This window comes from Nocardia abscessus (assembly GCF_015477775.1).
GTDB classification, from domain to species: domain Bacteria; phylum Actinomycetota; class Actinomycetes; order Mycobacteriales; family Mycobacteriaceae; genus Nocardia; species Nocardia abscessus_A.
Genome location: NZ_JADLQO010000008.1, coordinates 35,571 through 57,028 on the forward strand (window position 1 = coordinate 35,571; position 21,458 = coordinate 57,028).

Genomic DNA, 21,458 nt, shown 5'->3' on the forward strand with positions numbered 1-21,458 from the left:
GTGTCCACGCTGCCCGAACTGGTCTGCCAGTACTGCTCGCACCGCAACACCGGTGCGGATTCCCGTTGCTCGCACTGCGGCGCCCCGCTGCGCGCGGCCGCGGACAAGGTGAAGTCCGCCGTGGAGAAGATGCCGGCTCAGGTCGCCGAAGCCGCCGAGAAGGTCGGCGCGGAGACGAAAAGGTTTGTGGACAAGACCTATCCGCGCTGGCAGTGGCAGGCGGTCGGGGTGGGCCTGCTGGTGATGGTCGTGGCCGCCGTCTTCGGTGTCCGGTCCTGTTCGCTGTCCCTGCCGTCGATTTCCGCGGCCACGACGCCCGTGCAGGCGATGCCGGGCACGTTGCGCTCGGCGGCCACCTGTCAGCGGCTCGACGCCGGTGGGCAGGGGGAGAAGTGCGTCGTCGCGGCCGGTCACCCGATGCTGTTCGGCGGCATCGCGGGCGGGCGGGACATGATCTTCTACGTCGAACTGGCGCAGCAGGATCGCTTGGCGGACAGCATTTCTCGATGGCGCAGTTCCGGCGGCGTCGCTCTCGTCGACGGTCCCGTCTATGCGGCGATCGGTCCCTCGGCAACCGTCTGGTACGCGGATACCCAGACGGGCCTGCGGTTGGAGACGGGCACCTTCGCCGGCCGGGCCGCCGCCCAGACCTTCATGTCGCGGGCGGGACTGGTCCGCTGACCTGACCGCGCCTGTTCCGCCGGACCGCAGAAAATCCCTGATCCGGACAGTCGTGATCCATGTCCGTGGCAGCGAATTATTGTTACACTGTTGATTGTGCCGTTATCCAGCGGTACGTTATTTGAAGTACGAAACACGTACGAGCGCAGTTCTCGGGAAGGCAACGGATCGATGGTGGCAACCACCCAGCAGACGATTTCACCGAAGCGGTTCCGCGATGATCCGACCGATCTGGAGGCGGCTTATTTCCGGTGGATCCAGCCGGGTTCCTCGGCGTCGGCGATCACGGATCGGGCCGAGCGGATCTTCCGCCAGCACCTGGAGCTCGCGGCCACCCGTGCGCCCGGCTCGGCGACCACCCGGGTCTACCGCCCGGACGACAGCGCCGGACTCGGCGCCGCGATCCAGATCGTCAACGACGACATGCCGTTGCTGGTCGACTCGGTCACCGCGGCGCTGCGCCGCCTCGGCGCGACGGTCACCGAGGTCGTACACCCGATTTTCGACGTCTCCCGTGACGCTGAGGGCCGCGTCCTTTCCATCGCGCCCCGTGACGGCGAGGCCGAACCGGCCGGGGAGGCCGACGGACAGACGCTGCGCGAGTCGTGGATCCACGTGCAGCTGGGCGCGGGCCTGTCCGACGAACTGGTGGACCGGATCGAGCGTGCGCTGCCACCGCTGCTGGCCGACCTGCGCCAGGTCGCCGACGACACGCCGACCATGGTCGAGGTGCTGAACACGGTCGCCGACCAGCTCGACCAAGCCGCACAGTGGGCGGGTGACGCGGAGATCCCGCAGACCGCCGGGCTGTTGCGCTGGCTGTCGGACGGGCACTTCACGCCGCTCGGATACGGCTACTACCACTTCCGCCGCTCCGCGCCGAGCGCGAACGCCGACTTCGAGCCGTGGCAGCTGCCCGGCACCGGGCTCGGTGTCCTCGGCAACGGCGCGACCGCGGACATCAGCGTGCCGGTGGTCGGCGCGAAGCGCACGGTCCTGCGCATGGCCAACGGCTCGGTGGACTCACTGCTGCCGGGATCCCGGGACCTGTATTTCATCAGCGTGGCCGACTACGGCGCGAGCGACCCGAGCGGCCGCGCGTCCTGGGGCGACACCGTCAAGATGGTCAAGGGCGAACACGTCTTCGTCGGCACTTTCACCGTCGCGGGCCTGCACGAGAACATCCTCGACATCCCGATCATCTCGCGGCGCGTGCTCCAGGTCATCGAATGGGCGGGCTTCGGCCTCGATTCGTTCTCCGGTCAGGCGATGCTGGAGATGATGCAGTCGTTCCCGCGAGTGGAGCTGTTCTCCACCGACGCGCGCAGGCTGTTCGAAACCGTCTCCGCCGTCATGAATCTGGGCCTGCGGAGGCAGGTGCGGTTGTTCATCCGGCGTGATTCGCGCGGCGACACCATCTACTGCCTGGTCTACATGCCGCGCGATCGCTACTCCACCGAGGTGCGCCTGCGCATGGGCGAGATCCTGCGCGAGCAGTTCGACGCCGAGCAGATCGCCTACTCGGCGCGGGCCACCGAATCGGAGCTGGCCGTCGTCTACTTCACGGTGCACCGCAAGCCGGGCGCGGAGGCCGCCGACATCTCCGAGGACAATCGCGAGCGCATCCAGGAACTGCTGCTGGCGACGACCTGGACCTGGAGCGACCGACTGGTCGCCGAGGCGGCGGGCGTGTCCGATGTGCCGCAAGCGCTGGTCACCGACTACGCGGCGGCCTTCCCGGCGAGTTACCAGCAGGAGCACGAGCCCGCGCACGCGCTCACCGACCTGCGGCGCCTCGAGCGGCTGGCCGACGGCGCGATCGACACCGATCTCTACCGCCAGGGCGAGTCCGGCTCCGCGGAGTGGCGATTCACGCTCTACGTCGCGGGCGAGGGTGTCTCGCTGAGCCGGGTGCTGCCGGTTCTGCACAGTCTCGGTGTGGAGGTGGTCGACGAGCGGCCCTACCGCATCGCGCTGGCGGACCGACCGGACCGCTGGATCTACGACTTCGGGCTGCGCGTGCCCGCCGCGGCCCTGCGGGATGCGCTCGACAGCGAGCCGCTCGCGCAGGCCGGTCATTCCGTCGACGCGGCATCACTGCCGGAAACCAGTGTGCGACGGCGTTTCCCGGATGCGGTCACCGCGATGTGGTTCGGCCGCGCCGAAGTCGACGGACTGAACGAACTGGTGCTGCGCGCCGGCCTGCACTGGCGTGAGGTGGCCCTGCTCCGGGCCTACGCGAAGTATCTGCAGCAGGCCGGATTCGCCTACACCCTGGGCAACATCACGCGCGTCCTGCTCAACCATCCGGCGACGGCGCGGTCGTCCATCGACCTGTTCGCCGCGTACTTCGACCCGGACGGCGTCGGCGCGGAAGCGGCCGACCGGGCCACGGAGATCGCGCAGCGGGTGCAGGCCGAGATCGACGCCGTGGTCAGCCTGGACACCGATCGCATCCTGCGGGCGTTGTTCGGCTTGATCGAGGCGACGCTGCGCACCAACTACTACCGGCGCGACGAGGCGGGCGCCGCGCTGGACTACCTCTCGGTCAAGCTGAATCCACACGCGATCGCCGAATTGCCGAAACCGCGGCCGCAGTTCGAGATCTTCGTCTACTCGCCGCGAGTGGAAGGCGTGCACCTGCGCTTCGGATCGGTGGCGCGCGGTGGTTTGCGGTGGTCGGATCGTTTGGAGGATTTCCGCACCGAGATCCTGGGTTTGGTGAAGGCGCAGGCGGTGAAGAATGCCGTGATCGTGCCGGTGGGCGCGAAGGGCGGGTTCGTGGTCAAGCAACCGCCCACGGCCACCGGTGATCCCGTCGCGGACCGGCAGGCGTTGGGCGCGGAAGGCGTCGCCTGCTACCGCACCTTCATTTCGGGCTTGCTGGACATCACCGACAACGTCGACCGCGCGACCGGCGAAGTGCTTCCGCCCGCGCAGGTGGTGCGCCGCGACGGTGACGACACCTACCTGGTCGTGGCGGCCGACAAGGGCACCGCGACGTTCTCCGATATCGCCAATGATGTGGCGCAGAGTTATGGTTTCTGGCTCGGTGACGCGTTCGCTTCCGGTGGTTCCGCGGGTTACGACCACAAGGCGATGGGCATCACCGCCAAGGGCGCCTGGGAAAGCGTCAAGCGGCACTTCCGCGAAATGGAAATCGACACCCAGACCCAGGACTTCACTGTGGTGGGTGTCGGTGACATGAGTGGTGACGTGTTCGGTAACGGCATGTTGCTGTCGGAGCACATCCGCTTGGTGGCCGCTTTCGACCACCGCCACATCTTCCTCGACCCGATCCCCGACACCGCCCGCTCCTACCGGGAGCGGCAGCGGATGTTCGCGTTGCCGAGGTCGTCGTGGGCGGACTACGACAAGTCGCTGATCAGCTCCGGCGGCGGTATCTACGACCGTTCCGCGAAGGCGATCCCGGTGACCCCGGAGGTGCGCGCGGCACTCGACCTTCCCGCGAGCGTGACCACGTTGTCCCCGCCGGAAATGATCAAAGCCATTCTCCTGGCCCCCGTGGATCTGCTGTGGAACGGCGGCATCGGCACCTACATCAAGGCCAGCGGCGAGACCAACGCCGACGTGGGCGACAAGTCCAACGACGCGGTGCGGGTGAACGCCGACCAGCTGCGGGTGAAGGTGATCGGTGAAGGCGGCAACTTGGGCGCTACGGCGCTGGGGCGGATCGAGTTCTGCCGCAACGGCGGACGCATGAACACCGACGCGCTGGACAACTCGGCGGGTGTGGACTGCTCCGACCACGAGGTCAACATCAAGATCCTGCTCGACGCCGTGGTCTCCAGCGGCGAGCTCGCCGTCGCGGAGCGCAATCCGCTGCTGGCCTCGATGACCGACGAGGTCTCCGAACTCGTGCTGCGGGACAACATCTCGCAGAACTTCCGGCTGGGGATGTCTCGGGCCGACGCGGCGGGCATGTCCGGCGTGCACGGCAGGCTGATCAACGACCTCGAACAGCGCCGCGGTCTGGACCGCGAGCTGGAGGCTTTGCCCACCGAGGCGGAGCTGGCCCGCCGCGCGGCCGAAGGGACCGGCCTCACCTCGCCCGAGCTGGCGAATCTCATGGCGCACGTGAAGCTGTCGCTCAAGGCCGACCTGCTCGCCGGCGACCTGCTCGACAGCGCGGCGTTCGCCTCGGTGCTGCCGGCCTACTTCCCGGCGCCGCTGCGCGAACGGTTCGCCGCGGCGATCGGCAGGCACCCGCTGCGGCGCGAGATCGTGGCCACCGTCGTGGTCAACGATATGGTCGACTACGGGGGGATCACCTACGCCTTCCGGCTCGCGGAAGAGGCGGGGGCGACGACCGACGACGCGGTGCGCGCGTACAAGGCGGCGGTGGAGATCTTCGATCTGCACTCCCTGTGGGAGCGGATCAGGCAGACGCCGATGTCCACGGCGGCGCGCAACGAACTGGAGCTGGAAACCAAGCGCACCCTCGACCGGGCGTCCCGCTGGCTGCTGTCCAACCGGCCGCAGCCGATCGCGATCGGCGCGGACATCGCCCGGTACCGCGAGGGCGTGCGCGCCCTGGCCGGCCAGGTGCCCGCCTGGCTGACCGGCGAGCTCACCGACGATCTCGCCGAGCGTTCGCGGCGGTCGATCTCTCGTGGCGCGCCGCGGGAGCTGGCCGAGGAGGCGTTCGGGCTGATCCACCTGTTCCCGCTGCTGGACGTGCTCGATCTGGCCGACATCGCCGAGCGCGACGCGGCGGAGGTCGCGGTGCTGTACTACGCGCTCAACGAGCACTTCCAGATCGAACGGCTGCTGAACGCGGTGAGCAAGCTGGAGCGTGGTGGGCGCTGGCGGGCGCTGGCGCGCCTCGCGGTCCGCGAGGATCTCTACGATTCGCTGCGGTCGCTGACCCTCGACGTGCTCACCGCGACCGAACCGCAGGACAGCACCGCCGAGAAGATCGCGTACTGGGAGTCGACCAACCGGTCGCGGCTGGCCCGTGCCGGTGCGTCGCTGGCGCAGATCTTCGCCGCCGAAACGCACGACCTCGCCGCGCTCTCGGTGGCGGCGCGGCAGGTCCGCGGCATGGTGACCGGCAGTGAGTCGACGGCCGTGTCACCAACGGTCGCGGGCTGATCGACCGCACGATGCCCGGAGGCAGGCGCGCTCGGCGTCAGCCTCCGGGCATCGGCGTTCCGCAGTCGCCGCAGAACTTGGCGTTGGGACTCGATTCCGCGCCGCAGCTCGGGCAGTGCCGCGGCTGCGGCGTGAGACGCGCTCCGCAGTTCATGCAGAACTTCGCGCCCGCCGGATTGGCGGCCTGGCAAGCGGCGCAAGCCGTCTGGCCGGTTTCCGCTGCGGTGGCAGGCGGCGGCGCGGGGGAGGGGCCGCCGACGTGCTGGCCGATGGCATTCAAACTCAGTGCCGCACCGAGAAACCCGCCTTCGGCGCCGTGGTGGTGACCGTGCGCGAAACCTTGGCTCGCACCGAGCGCTAGCTCGCCCGCGGCGTAGCGTTGGAAATCTCCGGTGAGCCGGATGTACTTGACGTCTTTGGCAAGCCGCTTCAGCCGGTCGGCGTCTTCCGGCGCCAGACTGATGTCGAAGTTGCCCAGCCGCGGGATCCGCAGCCCGTATTCGTACAGAGCGGTGTTGGTCTGGCGCAGGACCGCGCTCTCGATCGGCTGCAACTGCGCCGAGAGGCCGAGCACCTGCCAGTCGCCGCGCGAGATACCTTGCGTAACGGCAATTTTCATCGACTTGAGGAGCAGGTCGGCGCACCAGCTCTGTACGCGGTCCTGATCGGTGAGATCCGCGGTGCCCGCCAGCGCGGTGATCAGCTCGGCCGGATCGCGGACGGTGAGCGCGAACTCGCCGAAGACCCGCAGCGTCACAACCTGCTCGCTGACCGGGTCGAGGATGTCGGCCAGGCGCCCGCCGAAGCGGATCCCGGGAAACTCTCTCGTGGAGACGAAATACAGTTCGGCCCGGTAGTAGTTGCCGCCGGTGACGGTGTCGACGAGCGCGCCGAGCACCGGCAGCTCGTCGGCGTCGATGCGGTGGCGTCCCGGGCCCATGGCGCCGACCACTTGCCCGGACTTGACGAAGAGGGCGAGCTGATCCGCGTTGACCATCGCGCGGGTGTAGCGGCGGATGTTGACATCCGGCCACTTGTAGACCAGCTGATTCTTGCGGTCCTCCGGGACCGCGACGAACTCCCGCTCGAACCAGGCCATCCTGCGCTCCCTCATCCGGTTTATCACATCGAGCGTACCGATAACCGGTGGTACGTTCAACGAATCACTGCGGGATCGCCGCTGCTCGGGCGCCCTTTTGTCAAAATCTTTGATGTCCAGCGTGTTACAAGGTGCGAATCGCTATTGAACGTGCCGCTATCTAACGGTACATTGAGCGAAGTTATGATCGCCGTCACCTGAAAGGCCATCGACATGACCACAGTTCGACCACCCGCGGACGCGCCCGCGCAGGCTGCCGCGCTCGAAGACGAGGACTCGGGCTACCACAAGTCGCTGCGCCCGCGTCAGCTGCAGATGATCGCGATCGGTGGTGCGATCGGCACCGGGTTGTTCCTCGGTGCGGGTGGCCGGCTGGCCAGTGCGGGACCTGGGCTCTTCCTCGTGTACGCCATCTGCGGCGTGTTCGTGTTCTTCATCCTGCGGGCGCTCGGTGAGCTGGTGCTGCATCGCCCCTCCTCGGGATCGTTCGTCTCCTACGCCCGCGAGTTCTACGGCGAGAAGCTGGCATTCGCCGTAGGGTGGATGTACTTCTTCCACTGGTGCATGACCGGGATCGTAGACATCACCGCCATCGCGACATATGTCCATTACTGGGGAGCGTTCGAGGCGATACCACAGTGGCTGATCGCCCTGGTCTCCCTGGCCGTCGTGGTGAGCATCAACCTCGTCTCGGTCAAGTGGTTCGGTGAACTCGAGTTCTGGGCCGCGCTGATCAAGGTGATCGCGCTGGTCACCTTCCTGATCATCGGCACGGTGTTCCTCGCGGGCCGCTTCAAGGTCGACGGGCAGGTCACCGGCCCCAGTGTCATCTCGGACAACGGCGGGCTGTTCCCGTCCGGACTCCTTCCACTGGTCCTGGTCACCACCGGCGTCGTATTCGCCTACGCCGCCGTGGAGCTGGTCGGCACCGCGGCCGGTGAGGCGGAGAACCCGGAGAAGATCATGCCGCGTGCGATCAACTCCGTGATCGCCCGGATCGCGCTGTTCTACGTGGGTTCGCTGGTCCTGCTCGCGCTGCTGCTGCCCTACACCGCGTTCAAGAACGGTGAGAGCCCCTTCGTCACCTTCTTCTCGCGCCTCGGTGTGGACGGCGCCGGTTCGGTGATGAACCTCGTGGTGCTGACCGCGGCGTTCTCCAGCCTGAACGCGGGCCTCTACTCGACCGGCCGCATCCTGCGCTCGATGTCGATGAACGGCAGCGCGCCCACCATCGCGGCGCGGATGTCCGGCGGCGGCGTGCCCTACGTCGGCATCCTGGCCACCGGTGCGGTCGCGCTGATCGGCGTGGGCCTGAACGCGGTGGTGCCGGAGCAGGCCTTCGAGATCGTGCTGAACATGTCCGCGCTGGGCACCATCTTCGCGTGGACCGCGATCGTGGTCTGCCAACTCCAGCTGTGGCGCTGGTCGCGCACCGGCCGCGTGGAACGGCCGTCGTTCCGGCTGATCGGCGCTCCGTACACGAGCTTCGCCACGCTGGTGTTCCTGGCGACCGTGGTCGTGCTGATGGCGTTCAGCGACGACCACGTGCAGCGCGGTGCGGTGATCGCGATGATCGTCATCATGGTTCCCGCGCTCGTGGGCGGCTGGTTCCTCGCCCGCAAGCGAGTGCTGCAGATCGCGGAGATCCGCCAGGGCATCACCGGCCAGTTCCCGGTCCTGGCCGAGCGGCCCCAGCGCCGCGCGACGGGCGGCGACAACACCGTCGTGATCCTCGACAAGCCCGACGACGAAGAGTGAAGCAGTATCCGCCCCGGGCCGTGCGCCCGGGGCGGATCTATTCCCAATGTCGGGAACAATACTCGCGCGCATCGACAGGCGGCGGACCAGAATGAAACCGCGATTCAACGGCGGGTCTGAGAGGTTCGTATGCCGGAGCACCCCAGCGCATCCGACCGTCCACTTGCGCATCCATGGGCGAATCGGCGAATGCGCGGCACGGACGTGCCTCGGCGAACTTCCCACCCCTGGGCAACTCGGCACCTGCTCAAAACCGAGGTGCCCCCGCGACTACCCAATCCGTGGTCGACACCGCAGTACGTCGAGAAGCAACGTGCCGTGGCCGTCGACTCGGCTGCGAGCGACGTCGAACCGGCGACCGGCCCGGACCTCGCCGGTGAGCACACCATCGGCACCGCCGAGCTGCTGCTCGGCCAACTCGAGTCCGAACCCGGTTCCGGGCGCAGCGCGCGCTCGCGGCCGAGCGTGCGAAGACTGGGCGGTGGTCTGGTGTCCATGCCCAAGGTGAGCCCGCTCGATCCGCGCACCGCGGTCATGCAGAACCCGGAAGTGCCCGAGCACAAACGGTTCTGCTGGAAATGTCAGCAGCCGGTCGGCCGCACCACCGACGCGGGGCCCGGCGCCGTGGAGGGCGAGTGCGGCCGATGCGCCTCGCCGTTCAACTTCCGGCCCTCGCTCCAGCCGGGGGAGATGGTCGCCGACCAGTACGAAGTCCAGGGCTGTCTGGCCCACGGCGGGCTCGGATGGATCTACCTCGCGGTCGACCGCAATGTGAGCGACCGCTGGGTGGTGCTGAAAGGGTTGCAGAACCCGCTGGACTTCGAGGCGCACGTGGTCGCCCTCGCCGAACGCCAATTCCTCTCCGAGGTGGCCTATCCCGGCATCGTCAAGATCCACAACTTCGTCAAGCACCGTTCCGGGCGCGACGTGGCCGACGGCTACATCGTCATGGAGTACGTCGGTGGACGCTCGCTGAAGAAGATGCTGGATCTGCGTGCACCGGACCGCATTCCGGTCTCCGAGGCGATCGCCTTCATGATGGAGATCCTGCCCGCGCTGGACTATCTGCACTCGTTCGGCCTGGCCTACAACGACCTCAAGCCCGACAACATCATGGTCAGCGAGGACGAGGTCAAGCTGATCGACCTCGGCGCGGTCGCCGCCATGGAGTCCTACGGCAGCATCTACGGCACTCCGGGTTTCCAAGCGCCCGAGATCACCGAGACCGGCCCGACGGTCGCTTCGGACATCTACACCGTCGGACGGACGCTGGCCGCCTTGGTGCTGGACATGCCCAAGAACGCCAACGGGCACCAGTTGCCCGGCATCCCCTCGCCGGAGGACCAGCCACTGCTGCGGGACTATCCGGCGTTGCACCGGCTGCTGCGCCGCGCGACCGATCCGGATCCGCGGCGCCGCTTCCCGACCGCCTACGCGATGTACGGCCAGCTCGCCGGCGTCCTGCGCATGGTGCTCGCCTACGACACCGGTAAGGAACATCCGCAGTCGTCGCTCGAGTTCGGCGCCATGCGCGGCGATTTCGGCATCGAGACCTTGATCGGGCAGACCGACGGCATGACCGACGGACGGCATCGCCTGCCCGCCCTCGACGCGCCCAGCGTGGTGGCGGCCCTGCCGGTTCCGCTGATCGACAGCGAAGACCCGAGCGCCGACCTGCTCTCCACGCTGCTGCACGGCGATCCCAGGCACGCACTGGACGCGCTGCGCCGTACCGCCGACCGGATCGTCTCGGGGACGATCCCGGAGCCGGAGACGTTCGAGCTGGAGGGCACGCTGACCGCGGTGCGCGCGCACCTCGACCTTGGCGAAGTGGTCCCCGCCTGCGATCGGCTCGCCGATCTGCGGCCCGACTACGCGACGGACTGGCGCCTGGAGTGGTATTCCGCCGTCGCCGCGCTGCTGGACGGACAGTACGAGCGCGCCTACGAGTACTTCGATCTGGTGCACAGCATGCTGCCCGGCGAGATCGCCCCGGCGCTCGCCCTGGCGGCCACCGCGGAACTCACCCTCCAGCATCTCGGGGATGGCGCGGGCGACCACTGGAACCAGCTTGCCGAGGAGTACTACCGCACGGTCTGGCGGACCAACCACGGCATGGTGAGCGCGGCCTTCGGCTTGGCCCGCAGGCTCGCCGCCGACGGTGGGTTGCTGGAGGCCGTCGAGGTCCTGGATCAGGTGCCGGAGGCGTCGCGGTATCAGAGCGTGGCGCGGATGACCGGATGTCTGCTGCTGGTCTCACAACCGATTCCGGAGACCACCGAAGCCGACCTGCTCGAGGCGGCGGCGCGACTGGACGCGGCGCCGGACGAACCGCGGGCGCTGCAACTGCAGGTCATCGTGGTGGGCGCGGCGCTGGAGTGGGTACGCGCGGGCGGTCAGGCGGCCGAGCCGGAGGCGACCCTGCTCGGCTTCCCGTTCACGACCATGGGTCTGCAGCGCGGGCTCGAGTCCAGCCTGCGGGCGCTCGCGCGGATCGCCCCCCCATCGTCTGCACCGCTACCGGCTGGTCGACCTGGCCAACTACGTGCGGCCGAAGTCGAGGTGGTGACCGGCTTCAGGTGGTGCGCGCGGTCAGCATGAAAAGCGCCGGCGCGGCCAGGATCACCAGCAGCCACAGCCAGTTGCCGGTGGTCACCGCGAGCACGACGGAGAAGACGACCGCCGCGCCGGCCAGGACGACCAGACGGGGCAGGGGGTTGACCGGGATGACCTCGGGTGCGGGCGGGGTGCTGCCCGGGAGGTCGGCGAACAGCTCGGCCAGCTGACTCTTGCTGGTCGCGGCGGCGACGGCCGCGCTGAGTTCGTCGAACTCGGTCAGGGTCAGTCGGCCCGCGCCCAGGTGGTGGGTCAGCTCGCGCATCGCGCGCTCGCGGTCGGCGAGACTGGCCGGGGGGCCCGCGGATTCACCCATGCGGGAAGGATAGGCGCAGCGCCGAAGCGGGGCATCGGGTGGATTTCCAGCGGCGGGAAGGGCCGCCGGCGAGCGCGCCTCGCAGGACGGATCGCCCCCGCCCCGACGATGTTAGCCAATTTGTTGCCAGAGACCGGTCGGTCGCCCGGACAATGGCCGTGCACCGGCGGTCGCCCCGTGTTGCGATGTGGTTTCCTTGAGGTATGACTGCGGGTGTGGAATACACGATCGATGAGCTGGCGCGGGAGGCCGGTACGACCGTGCGCAGCCTGCGCGTTTACCACGAACGCGGTGTGCTGCCGCCCCCGCAGGTCAAGGGGCGTACCGGGTTCTACGGGGCCGACCATCTCAACCGGGTGCGGACCATCAGCAGATTGCTCGATCGTGGGATCAAGCTCAACGGCATCAAGGAATTGCTCAACGCCTGGGACCGGGGTGACGACCTGGGCGACATTCTCGGTGTGGTCGAGCCCGGCGCCGAGGAGATGGTCGCCGCCGACTCCGGTGACACGATCGCGGCGACCGAACTCGCCGAGCGCTATCGCGACGTGCCCAACGGTCTGGCGCGGGTCGTCACCGCGGGTCTGTACGAACCCGTCGACGCGGCGAACTATCGGATCGCCGATCGCAGGCTGGCACACAGCCTCGATCGCATGGCGGCCGCGGGCATCCCGGCCGACGAGGCGCTGGGCGAGCTGGAGAAGCTGCGCGCCGACGCGGACCGGATCGCCCGCCGCTTTGTGGACCTGTTCCGGCGGACCGCGTGGGCGTCGTTCCAGGATTCCGATCGCGGCCCGGCGCAGGTCGACGAACTCGCGCAGCGACTGGAGGAAACCAGGACGATCCCGGCCGACTCCGCGGCGGAACTGGTAAACCAGCTGGTCGCAAGGTATCTCGGTCAAGATGCCGAGCTCTCGGAGACTTTGCCGCAGCCCTGATCGGCCGGCGCCGTGCGTTCATGGCGACCGGAAGTAGCTCTGTTTCAGATTCCCATTGTTGGAGATACGTAACAGTAACGTGCCGTTGATCAGCGGTATATTGGGCGTTGTCCGCCGCGCACTCGCAGTTCGGCGAAGGTACCTACGGTCGTCTACTTAAGTATGTCTCGCGGCCACCTACCGATGCGCCGAAGTGTCGCCCTCCCCGACAATCTGACTGTCGCACAAGGGCAGCAGATGGGTGTGGGCACATGGGAACCGTGACACTGTGGATGCAGATGTCGCTCGACGGCTTCGCGGAGGGGCCGGATCAGGAAGTTCACTGGCCGGTGGTGGACGAGGAACTGTGCGAGTCGTTCCTGGACGAATTACGCTCGGCCGACCTGTTCCTCTACGGCCGCAAGACCTACGAGATCATGGCGTCGTTCTGGCCGACCGCGGACGTGGACCCGGCGATCTCGGAGTTCTACGTCGATTTCGCGCGGTGCTGGAAACAGACGCCCAAACTGGTCTTCTCCCGCACGCTGGCCACCGCGGGCTGGAACACCCGCGTGGTAAGGGACGATCTCGTCGAGGAGATCACGGCGTTGCGCGCGCAGCCGGGCTGCGACATGGTCCTGTTCGGCGGCGCGGAGACGGCGTCGGCGTTCATGAAGCACGACCTGATCGATGAGTACCGGTTGTTCGTGCATCCCATCCTGCTCGGCGGCGGGATTCCACTGTTCCCGACGCCCGCGGTGGTGTCGGGGCTGCAACTGGTCGACGTGATGACCTTCGACAGCGCGGTGGTCCAGATGCATTACCAGCAGATGGCCTCCGCCGGGTAGCTACCCACGCGAAAAGGGGCGGGCTGCCCGCAAAAGCAGGGGCTTGACCTCGATGTAACCTCTGATTGCCGAGCGCGTTGCCGCGTCGTCGGCTAACTTTCGTTTTATGTCCCTGGTTCAGGCACGTGGCGACGTGCTGCCTGCATCCACCAGTGAATTCATCGGCCGGGAAACCGAATTGGACCGGCTGGGCGCGCTGCTGGACGGCGACGCCCGCCTGATCACCCTGGTCGGCCCGGGCGGGATCGGCAAGACGCGATTAGCCGCCGAGGCGCTGCGCCGCGGCGCGCCGGCCAGGCGCAGGCCGGTGTACTGGGCGCGGCTGGCCGCGCTGGAATCCGACAGTGCCGCCACCGCGCAGGACGTGATGCAGTCGGCCGTGCGCACCGACCCGAGTTCGCCACCGACCCGCGCCGCACTGGTGCGCACCTTCACCAGCGGTGACCGTTCCGCCGAGCGAGCGGTCCTGGTGCTGGACAACTGCGAACACCTACTCGGCGCGGTCGCGGCGATGATCGCCGAGTTGCTCGAGGCCGCACCCGGGCTGACCATCCTGGCCACCAGCCGCGAACCGATCGGCTGGGTCGACGAATACATCCTTGCCGTCCCCCCGCTCTCGCCGCGGCAGTCGCTCGAGTTGTTCCGGCAGCGCGCCGAACTCATCGGACGGGCGATCCCGGACGCGCGCGAGCAGACCGCCGTCGCCGCGCGGATCTGCCGCCGGGTCGACCACAATCCGCTGTTCATCCGGCTGGCCGCGGCACGCCTGCGGCATCAGCCACCGGTCATGGTGCTGCGCGAGCTCACCGGCGACGCCGACGACAAACGCCTGCACTGGACACACGGGGCCCGCGCGGGCGCCGATCAGCGCCACCGCGGTGTCTATGACGTGATCGCCTGGTCTTTCGCGCTGTGCAGCCCGTCCGAGCAACTGCTGCTGGAGCGGCTGTCGGTTTTCGCCGCCGGATACGAGACCGACGACGAGTCGCTGCACGGCGCCATCGAACTCGATGCCGCGATCGCGGTGTGCGCCGACGACACCCTGCCCGCGCGTGAGATCGAACACCTGCTGGAGCGGCTCACCGAACAGTCGCTGCTATCGGCGCATCTCACCGCGACCACGGTCAGCTGGTATCTGGTGGAAAGCGTCCGGGTGTTCGCCCGCGACCGGCTGCGCCGTCGTGACCGCGCGGAGTTCGACCGCCTGGCCGCCCGGCACCGCCGGTACTTCCGGGACAAGGTGGTCGCCGGACAGGCCATCTGGCTCGGCCCGCAGGACCAGGCCTGGCTGGCGTGGGCGCGGTCGGCCTGGAACGACATCGTGCTCGGCATCGAATCCGGCTTGGCCGACCCGGCGGAGGCCGTGGTGGCGCTGGAGACCGCCACCGTCCTGCTCTCGATGAAGGTGCCCTACGTCAAGTCCGGCGCGGGCGCGCTGACCCGCTTGACCGAACGCGCCCTGGAAGTCACCAGGGCGGCCGGACTCGGCCCGTCCGAACTCGCCGATCTGGCCACCGCACTGCTCGGCTGGATCTCGTTGTGGCAGGGCCGCACCGATCACATCCCGCAGCTGCTCGCGGACCGAGCCACCCTCCCGCCGGACCCGGGTCCGCGCTACACCGACATCGATTTCGGGCTGCCCGCCCCGGTGGAGTGGATGTGGGGACTCGAGCTGATGCTCGTGCGCGGCGACCCGCGCGCCATCACCGTCCTCGCCCGGGCCCGGCGCAAATTCGCCGAGCAGGGCGATCGCATCGGCGCCGAGCGCAGCGACGTGTTCGTGGCGTTCTGCTCCGCCCTCGTCGGCGACCGGCGGCAGGCGCTGGAGAACACCGCCCGATTCCTGGCGCGGTCGGTGTCGTCCGGATCGACATTGTCCAGAGCGTGGGCCGAGATCGCGCGCGCGGTGGCGCTGGCCAAGCACGGGTCCGCCGCCGAGGCGCTGACCCTGACCCAGGGCGTCCTCACCCGCCACCGCTGGGAGCAGGACACCTGGACGGCCAGCTGGGCGGTGGGCGCGCACATCGTCGCGCTGGCTCAGGTCGTCGTCGCCGAGCGGGCCGAGGGGGGTGATCGCACCGCGGCCGCCGACGCCGCGACGGAGATCGCTTACCTGATGGGCAGTTTCAAGACACGGCAGCGTTCGATGGGCATCGTCGTCGACCAGGTTCCGCTGGTCGCCGCCGAGATCCGCCGCGCCGTCGAAGTCTCCCGTACGGTGCTCGGCGATCGGGCCTACGCGTCCGCCGAACGCAGGACGCGGTTGCGTCCCGAGCTGGACGCGCTGTGGTGTCCCGCCGCGGATCCGGCGTCGGCCACCCGGCGACCGGACCGTCCGGTCGCTTCCCGGCCGGTGTCGCGGCGGCCCGGCTCGCGCTGGAGCGATCTGTCCGAGGCCGAGCGCGATGTCGCGGTCTTCGCGGCGGCGGGCTGGCCCAACAGCGCCATCGCAGGCGCTCGGCGCAGCTCCGTCCGGACCGTCGACGCCCAGGTCGCCGCCATCCGGCAGAAGCTCATGATCGCTTCCCGCGCCGACATCGCGGGCCACATTCCCGACGAACTCGCCGATCGGGTCCGGTACGAATCCGAGCGGCGGCCCAGCCGTCGCCGCCGAGGGGTGACCAGGGATCGGTAGACGGCTGCCCAACCATCGCCAGGCCCAGCACGGTACTTGCGAACCCTCGAGTCCGGCCGTGCCCATTAGGCTGCCCGAGCGGTGTTTTTCCGGATCGGTAGGTGTGTCGGCATGTCGGAGGTGAACAGTGGTGGCGGCAACGGCCCTACCGCGCCCGGTGAGTTCGTGGGAAGGCATGCCGAACTGCGGCAGATCGATGCCCTGCTGAATTCGTCGAGCGCCCGGCTGATCACCTTGGTCGGGCCCGGCGGCATCGGCAAGACGACGCTGGCGGTCGAAGCCGTGCGGCGGTATCGGGGCGCGGCACGGCACGCGGTTTACTGGACACGCCTGGCCCGGCTCGCGGCAGGCGTGGAGACCGGCGCGGTGGCCGAGGAGGTCCTGCTGTCGGTCGCGAAGAACGGCATCGCGGGCCGCTCCGCCTGGGACGGCTTGGTGGCGACCTTCGCCGAGGGAGCCACCGACGACGAGACCCACCGGACCATCCTGGTGCTGGACAACTGCGAACACGTGCTGGGCGGGGTGGGCCCGCTCATCGTCGGCCTGCTCCAGGCGGTGCCCGGGTTGACCATCGTCGCGACCAGCCGGGAGCCGGTCGGCTGGATCGACGAGCACCTGGTGGCCGTGCCGCCGCTGTCCAGCGTGCACGCCCTCGAACTGTTCCGGCGGCGCGCCGAGCGCACCGGCAGGCCGATTCCCGAGGACCCTGGGCAGCTCGCCATCGCCACGCGCATCTGCGGGCACGTCGACAACAACCCGCTGTTCATCCGCTTGGCCGCGGCGCGGCTGCTGCACCGGCCGCCCGCGATCGTGTTGCGCGAGCTCTCCGGCGACCTCGACGATCGCCGCCTGCAGTGGACGCACGGCGCCCGGGGCGGCGTCGGGGAACGGCACCGCAGCGTGCGCGACGTGATCGCCTGGTCCTACGGTCTGTGCACCGCGCCCGAACAACTGTTGCTGGACCGCTTGTCGGTGTTCGCCACCGGTTGCGATGCCGACGATGACGAAACCCCTTCCGGCGGAGCCGAACTCGATGCGATCGTGGCGGTCTGCGCGGACGCGGCGCTGCCCGCGGAGGAGATCGGCGGTCTGCTCGAGCGCCTGGTCGAACGCTCGCTGCTGTCGGCCCACATCACCGCCGCCACGGTCCGCTACTACCTGTTGGAGAGCGTCCGGGTGTTCGTGCGCGACCGCCTGTCCACGCGCGGCGACCACCTGGACCAGGCGCGCCTGCTCGCCCGGCATCGGCGGCACTACCGGGACCGGGTCGCCGCGGGTCCGGCCACCTGGTACGGCCCGCGCGAGCAGGAGTGGATCGCGTGGGCGCGGGCGGCATGGGACAACATCCTCATCGCCGTGGAGACAAGTCTCGCCGATCCCGAGGAGGCCGTGGTCGGCCTGGAGACGGCCGCGACGCTGATGGCGTTGCGTGTGCCGTTCATCACCGGATCCAACCGCGCGATCACCAGCCTGACCGAACAGGCTCTGGAAGTCACCGCGCAGGTCGAGCTGCCGCCCACCCGGTTGCGGATCAACGCGACCGCGCTGGTGGGATGGATCGCCATCTGGCAGGGCAGGCACGCTTACACCGCGCAACTACTGGACGAATGCGCCGCGGAGTGCCTGACCGACCCGGTCCTGCGCCGCGGCTGGCGCGACACGACGGCGACCGACATCGGCCTGCCCGCCGCGGTCGAGTTCACCTGGGGTCTGGAACTGCTGCTGATCCACCTCGACCTGCGCGCGGTCGACGTGCTGGCCAGGGCGCGCCGGAAATTCGCCGACTTGGGTGACCGGGCGGGAGAGCAGCGCAGTGAGCTGTTCGAGGCGCTCACCTACGCGAACCTCGGCACCGCGGACGTCGCGCTGGGGGCCGCGCGCAGGCATCTGGACCGGGCCGTCGCTTCCGACGCGGGCTGGGCGACCTCATGGGCGGAGCTGGCCTGGATGATCGCGGTATCCCGGCACGGCGATCCGCGGGAGGCGGTGCGACTCGGGCAGTCCACGCTGGAGCGCCTGCTGACCACCGGAGACACCTGGACGGCCGGCTGGGTGGCGCATTTCAGCATGATGGCGCTGACCTACCTGCTGACCGGCCGGATCGAAGCGGGTGACACCGACAGCGCCGAAGCATGCGCAGCCGCCACCGAGATCGCCACTCTGCAAGGCGGAATCGCGACACTGCACCGCTCGATGGGCATCGTCGCCGACCGCGTGACGCTGGTGGCCCGCGGCACTGCCCAGGCCGTCGCGGCGGTCACCGCGGTCATCGGCGCCGAAGCCCATGCGGCGGCGGTCCAGCGCGGCGCCCGCCTGCGTCCCGAACGCGACGAACTGCAATTGCTGCTACTGGGCAGGTTGCCCGCCGACCAGTTGCCGAGCCCCCGGCCGCAGGTCAGGTCGACGGCCTCGCGCTGGGGCGAATTGACGCCCGCCGAACGCGAGGTCGCCGTGCTGGCGGCGGCGGGCTGGGCCAACAGCGCGATCGCCGCGCGTAGGGGCAGTTCGATCCGGACGGTCGACGCCCAAGTCGCGTCCGTGCGCCGGAAGCTGATCGCGGCCACCAGGGCCGATATCAGCTGGCACGTACCGGATCATCTAGGCGAGCGGATCCGGCTGGAGTCCGAGCGAAGGCCGGCGCGAACGCGAACACGCCCGTGACCGTCGCGACGGTCACGGGCGTGTGAGAGCGGTGGATCGGTCAGGTCAGGGAGCCGTCGTAGCACAAGCTCGACGACCGCCAGGACCGCTCCGGCCCGGTGCCGGGATCGAAGGCCCACTGGTCGATCGATCCCGCGGCTTTCCACCACACGGACCCGCGTCCGTCCGAGACCACCTGGTAGACGTCCTCGGAGCCTTCGATGAGCTGGCTTCCGACGCAGTAGTCGTTGTATTCCGTGCCGTACTGGCGTGCGCCGGGGCTGAACAGGCCCGCGGGGTGGGCGTACGCGCCCGGGTTGGGCACGGTGCTGGCCTGCCGCACGGCGTGTCCGCGGTGCCAGTAGGGAGCGCCGATTCCGTCGGTTCCGCAGGCGAAGGTCCAGCCTCCCGCGACGACCGTGGTGCCCTGGCCGTAGGCGCCACCGGCCCAGAGGCAGGCAGCGCCCTGAGCCTCGGCGGTGCCCGCGCCGAGGCTCAGGCCGCCCGCCGCCACCGCTGCCGCCGCCAGCAGGGTGAGCGTCCGTGCCGTGCCGCCGCGCTTGTTACACGCAGTCGTCCGGCGAAGCCCGTTGATCTTGATCATGAGTGTTCTTCTTTCGTGCTATCCCGGCCGGAGTGGATTTCCGAGATGGTGATACTTCAAGTAATGTGCCAATAGGTAGCGGTACGGTCAGTCCAGAAGGACGTCACGGAAGGTTTCGGGTGCGAGGGAGCGTGCTGGGCCTGTGGTTACTGGCACCAGCTGGCCTGCGGGCGGCAGACGGTGTAGCCGCTGCCGTCCGGGCGGGCCACGCGCGACCAGCTCGAACCGTTGGGGTTGTCGTTCGCGGTGGTGCCCGGCGCGGCCTGGCTCTGCCGCTGGCGGTAGTCGCGGATGGCCTGGTCGGCCTCCTCGGCGTCCAGCCGATCGTTGTTGCGGTGGTGGTAACCCATGGGGTCGATGTGCCGCCAGCCGCTGGTGTCGCCGGTGCCGTTGCGCGGGTTCGAGGGACCCGAGTGCGACTCCGCACCCGCGATCCCCGCGGCGCCCGCGGTGAGCACGCCGACGATCGCGGCACAGGTGAGCAGTCGCCGAGCGACGTGGGGGGTGGTCTTGGCGGTCATCGTAAGTCTCCGTTCGGAATTCGCGCTGTGCGCGGCGGCACGGTTCGCGAGGCGGCGGTGCGGCGAACGTCGGTGGTCGGAGTTGCCGCGCAAGGTGGGGGCGGTGGAGGGATCGGGGCGGCATCCGTCGCGGGGGTGTCGTCCGCGGGGCGGTGTCGTTCGGCTCGGTCCCGGTCGTCGGGATGGGAGGAGCCCGGCCTGTCGTATCCGTGGCGGCCCGGGTCTGCGGGGCGCGGTGCCGCGACGCTCGCGTCGGGCCCGGCCAGCGCTTCGGTCGGCGCCGGGGTGTCCGGCGTGGCCGCAATCGCGCTCACGATCAGCGGGCGGACGAGCCAGGTCTGTGTCCGTCGCTGGTGCGGCGTGATGCCGGTCATCGTTCGCGTCCGTTCATCTCGCCACCTCGGGATCGGGGATCGGTCCGGTGTGGTCCGATCGGCGAGTCCCTATCTATCGTGCCGTTGGATAACGTCACATTAATCGACGGGTCGATATCTTGTCGAGCGCTTTCTCACCTCTGGGAACAATCGATGGTCTTCCGTCGTGGAGTCGACGTCCTGACCAGCGGCGACGTTCGCGACTCACCGCCTGCGGGGTGTAGAAAACTTTTCGGGCGAAGACTTTTCGGGCACGCGGATGCCACTGAGGGGCGAGGCCGACCGGGGTGCTTGTACGCGAAAAGGGCGCCCGCCGGATGGCGGACGCCCTCTTCTTGGATCACCGCTACGGTTCTGGCCGTAACGGCTGATGTCGTTGTCGGAACGCCCGCACGCCTTTACCGCGTGGCGGGCGTGCGGGATGGGTCGATCAGGCTTCGGTGACCGCCGCATAGGCGGGAGCCACCGGGTCCTTGGCCGCCGCGGTCGCGCGACTCGGCTTCGCGGCCGCGGGGTCGCGGAACGGGGCCTCGATCACCGCGCGCTCGCGCCACAGGTAGTACAGCGCGGCGGCGAAGATGGTCGTGCCGATCACGTTGGCCAGGAAGTGCCACCAGATGCGGTAGGTCGCCGCGCCTGCTCCGGGGTCGAGCAGGCCGAAGATGGTCGACAGGCCGATCGCCTTGGTGCCGAACGCGACCGTCAGCGTCAGCGCGAGATGTTCGAGTCCGTGGATGCCCTGCATCAGCACGCCCATCCGGCCCCACTTGCGTGCCTTGCTCTCCAAGGCGTGATGGGTGACCAGGGCGATGCCGACCAGTCCGGCGAGGAAGTGGAAGTTGCCCACCAGGTGCAGAAGTTCCATACCCAGCGCGGGCTTCATGTGGTTGACCTGAGCGAAACCGTTGGCCAAGCCGGTGCCCCACGGGGTCATCCACGCCGGTGAGTTCGGGTGCTGGATCCAGTACCCGACCTGTGCGACGTGCTCCTGGAAGTGGCCGACCTGGGCGATCACGCCCAGCGCGATCACACCGAGCGCGGTGCGGAACATCCACGGCCGCAACGGTCTACGCAAGGCGAAGACCAGGACTCCGACGGCGGCCCACATGACGACCATCCAGGCCACCATCAGGATCGCGCCTAGGATTTCCAACCCGGTTGCTTCGGCTGCATGGTTCATGGGGAACCGCCCTTCTGCGCGCCCTCCGGCAACGGCGACGGATGGGGAGTTGCTACGGAAACGCGTTGCACGCGTTGTCCGCAAGATACAAGGTGAGAGGGGAATTTGTCCGAAGGTTCCGAATATCCTGGGCTTCTCACGATTCGGTGCGCGT

Annotated in this window: 13 protein-coding genes; 8 read left to right on the plus strand and 5 right to left on the minus strand. The window is 68.9% G+C overall.

Going from position 1 to position 21,458, the window contains the following annotated elements; genetic code table 11:
• Both IU450_RS20795 and IU450_RS20800 read left to right on the plus strand, forming a co-directional pair.
• Complete coding sequence (locus IU450_RS20795) at positions 1-681, plus strand: hypothetical protein (RefSeq protein WP_195151423.1); 681 nt, start codon at positions 1-3, stop codon at positions 679-681.
• Between the two features lie 171 nt (positions 682-852).
• Positions 853-5,796: an NAD-glutamate dehydrogenase gene (locus IU450_RS20800; RefSeq protein ID WP_195151424.1), complete on the plus strand. Its 4,944-nt coding sequence runs from the start codon at positions 853-855 to the stop codon at positions 5,794-5,796.
• Positions 5,797-5,833: 37 nt separating this feature from the next.
• Here IU450_RS20800 and IU450_RS20805 read toward each other — a convergent pair whose 3' ends face one another.
• Positions 5,834-6,895 (minus strand): SPFH domain-containing protein, encoded by a 1,062-nt coding sequence (locus IU450_RS20805; RefSeq protein WP_195151425.1) that lies wholly within the window; start codon positions 6,893-6,895, stop codon positions 5,834-5,836.
• 213 nt (positions 6,896-7,108) lie between these two features.
• Between IU450_RS20805 and IU450_RS20810 the strand changes: the two genes are divergently transcribed.
• Both IU450_RS20810 and IU450_RS20815 read left to right on the plus strand, forming a co-directional pair.
• Positions 7,109-8,653 carry an amino acid permease gene (locus IU450_RS20810; RefSeq protein WP_195151426.1) on the plus strand — a complete coding sequence of 515 codons (1,545 nt, stop codon included), beginning with the start codon at positions 7,109-7,111 and terminating at the stop codon, positions 8,651-8,653.
• A 318-nt stretch (positions 8,654-8,971) separates the two neighbouring features.
• Entirely contained in the window at positions 8,972-11,254 is a 2,283-nt protein-coding gene (locus tag IU450_RS20815) for a serine/threonine-protein kinase (protein WP_324197750.1), read from the plus strand.
• Here IU450_RS20815 and IU450_RS20820 read toward each other — a convergent pair.
• On the minus strand, positions 11,229-11,585 hold the full coding sequence (locus tag IU450_RS20820; protein WP_195151427.1) for a DUF1707 SHOCT-like domain-containing protein: 357 nt from the start codon (positions 11,583-11,585) through the stop codon (positions 11,229-11,231). The two genes, IU450_RS20815 and IU450_RS20820, sit on opposite strands and share 26 nt — an antisense overlap.
• Positions 11,586-11,788: 203 nt before the next feature.
• On the opposite strand from IU450_RS20820, the gene IU450_RS20825 reads away from it, so the two are divergent.
• From IU450_RS20825 to IU450_RS20840, 4 genes are all read left to right on the plus strand, one after another.
• A complete protein-coding gene (locus tag IU450_RS20825; RefSeq protein WP_195151428.1) occupies positions 11,789-12,523 on the plus strand; it encodes a MerR family transcriptional regulator in 735 nt (244 codons plus the stop codon).
• A 251-nt stretch (positions 12,524-12,774) separates the two neighbouring features.
• Positions 12,775-13,350: a dihydrofolate reductase family protein gene (locus IU450_RS20830; RefSeq protein WP_228834892.1), complete on the plus strand. Its 576-nt coding sequence runs from the start codon at positions 12,775-12,777 to the stop codon at positions 13,348-13,350.
• A gap of 106 nt (positions 13,351-13,456) precedes the next feature.
• Entirely contained in the window at positions 13,457-15,985 is a 2,529-nt protein-coding gene (locus tag IU450_RS20835) for an ATP-binding protein (RefSeq protein ID WP_195151429.1), read from the plus strand.
• A 111-nt stretch (positions 15,986-16,096) separates the two neighbouring features.
• Positions 16,097-18,646, plus strand: coding sequence for an ATP-binding protein (locus IU450_RS20840; protein ID WP_195151430.1), 2,550 nt, complete (start codon positions 16,097-16,099; stop codon positions 18,644-18,646).
• A 40-nt stretch (positions 18,647-18,686) separates the two neighbouring features.
• On the opposite strand, the gene IU450_RS20845 is transcribed toward IU450_RS20840, so the two are convergent.
• The 3 genes from IU450_RS20845 to IU450_RS20855 all read right to left on the minus strand — a co-directional run bounded on the left by IU450_RS20845 (position 18,687) and on the right by IU450_RS20855 (position 21,304).
• Positions 18,687-19,229 carry a hypothetical protein gene (locus IU450_RS20845; RefSeq protein ID WP_195151431.1) on the minus strand — a complete coding sequence of 181 codons (543 nt, stop codon included), beginning with the start codon at positions 19,227-19,229 and terminating at the stop codon, positions 18,687-18,689.
• A 146-nt stretch (positions 19,230-19,375) separates the two neighbouring features.
• The gene (locus tag IU450_RS20850) at positions 19,376-19,750 is read right to left on the minus strand and encodes a hypothetical protein (RefSeq protein WP_195151432.1); all 375 of its coding nucleotides are present in this window, start codon (positions 19,748-19,750) and stop codon (positions 19,376-19,378) included.
• An 804-nt stretch (positions 19,751-20,554) separates the two neighbouring features.
• Complete coding sequence (locus IU450_RS20855) at positions 20,555-21,304, minus strand: DUF6008 family protein (protein ID WP_195151433.1); 750 nt, start codon at positions 21,302-21,304, stop codon at positions 20,555-20,557.
• Positions 21,305-21,458: the final 154 nt, after the last annotated feature.

Coding starts and splice junctions, on each gene's coding strand:
- IU450_RS20800 (WP_195151424.1), top strand. CDS start 853: ATGGTGGCAACCACCCAGCAGACGATTTCACCGAAGCGGTTCCGCGAT.
- IU450_RS20825 (WP_195151428.1), top strand. CDS start 11,789: ATGACTGCGGGTGTGGAATACACGATCGATGAGCTGGCGCGGGAGGCC.
- IU450_RS20850 (WP_195151432.1), bottom strand. CDS start 19,750: ATGACCGCCAAGACCACCCCCCACGTCGCTCGGCGACTGCTCACCTGT.
- IU450_RS20855 (WP_195151433.1), bottom strand. CDS start 21,304: ATGAACCATGCAGCCGAAGCAACCGGGTTGGAAATCCTAGGCGCGATC.
- IU450_RS20845 (WP_195151431.1), bottom strand. CDS start 19,229: ATGATCAAGATCAACGGGCTTCGCCGGACGACTGCGTGTAACAAGCGC.
- IU450_RS20835 (WP_195151429.1), top strand. CDS start 13,457: ATGTCCCTGGTTCAGGCACGTGGCGACGTGCTGCCTGCATCCACCAGT.
- IU450_RS20805 (WP_195151425.1), bottom strand. CDS start 6,895: ATGGCCTGGTTCGAGCGGGAGTTCGTCGCGGTCCCGGAGGACCGCAAG.
- IU450_RS20830 (WP_228834892.1), top strand. CDS start 12,775: ATGGGAACCGTGACACTGTGGATGCAGATGTCGCTCGACGGCTTCGCG.
- IU450_RS20820 (WP_195151427.1), bottom strand. CDS start 11,585: ATGGGTGAATCCGCGGGCCCCCCGGCCAGTCTCGCCGACCGCGAGCGC.
- IU450_RS20810 (WP_195151426.1), top strand. CDS start 7,109: ATGACCACAGTTCGACCACCCGCGGACGCGCCCGCGCAGGCTGCCGCG.
- IU450_RS20840 (WP_195151430.1), top strand. CDS start 16,097: ATGTCGGAGGTGAACAGTGGTGGCGGCAACGGCCCTACCGCGCCCGGT.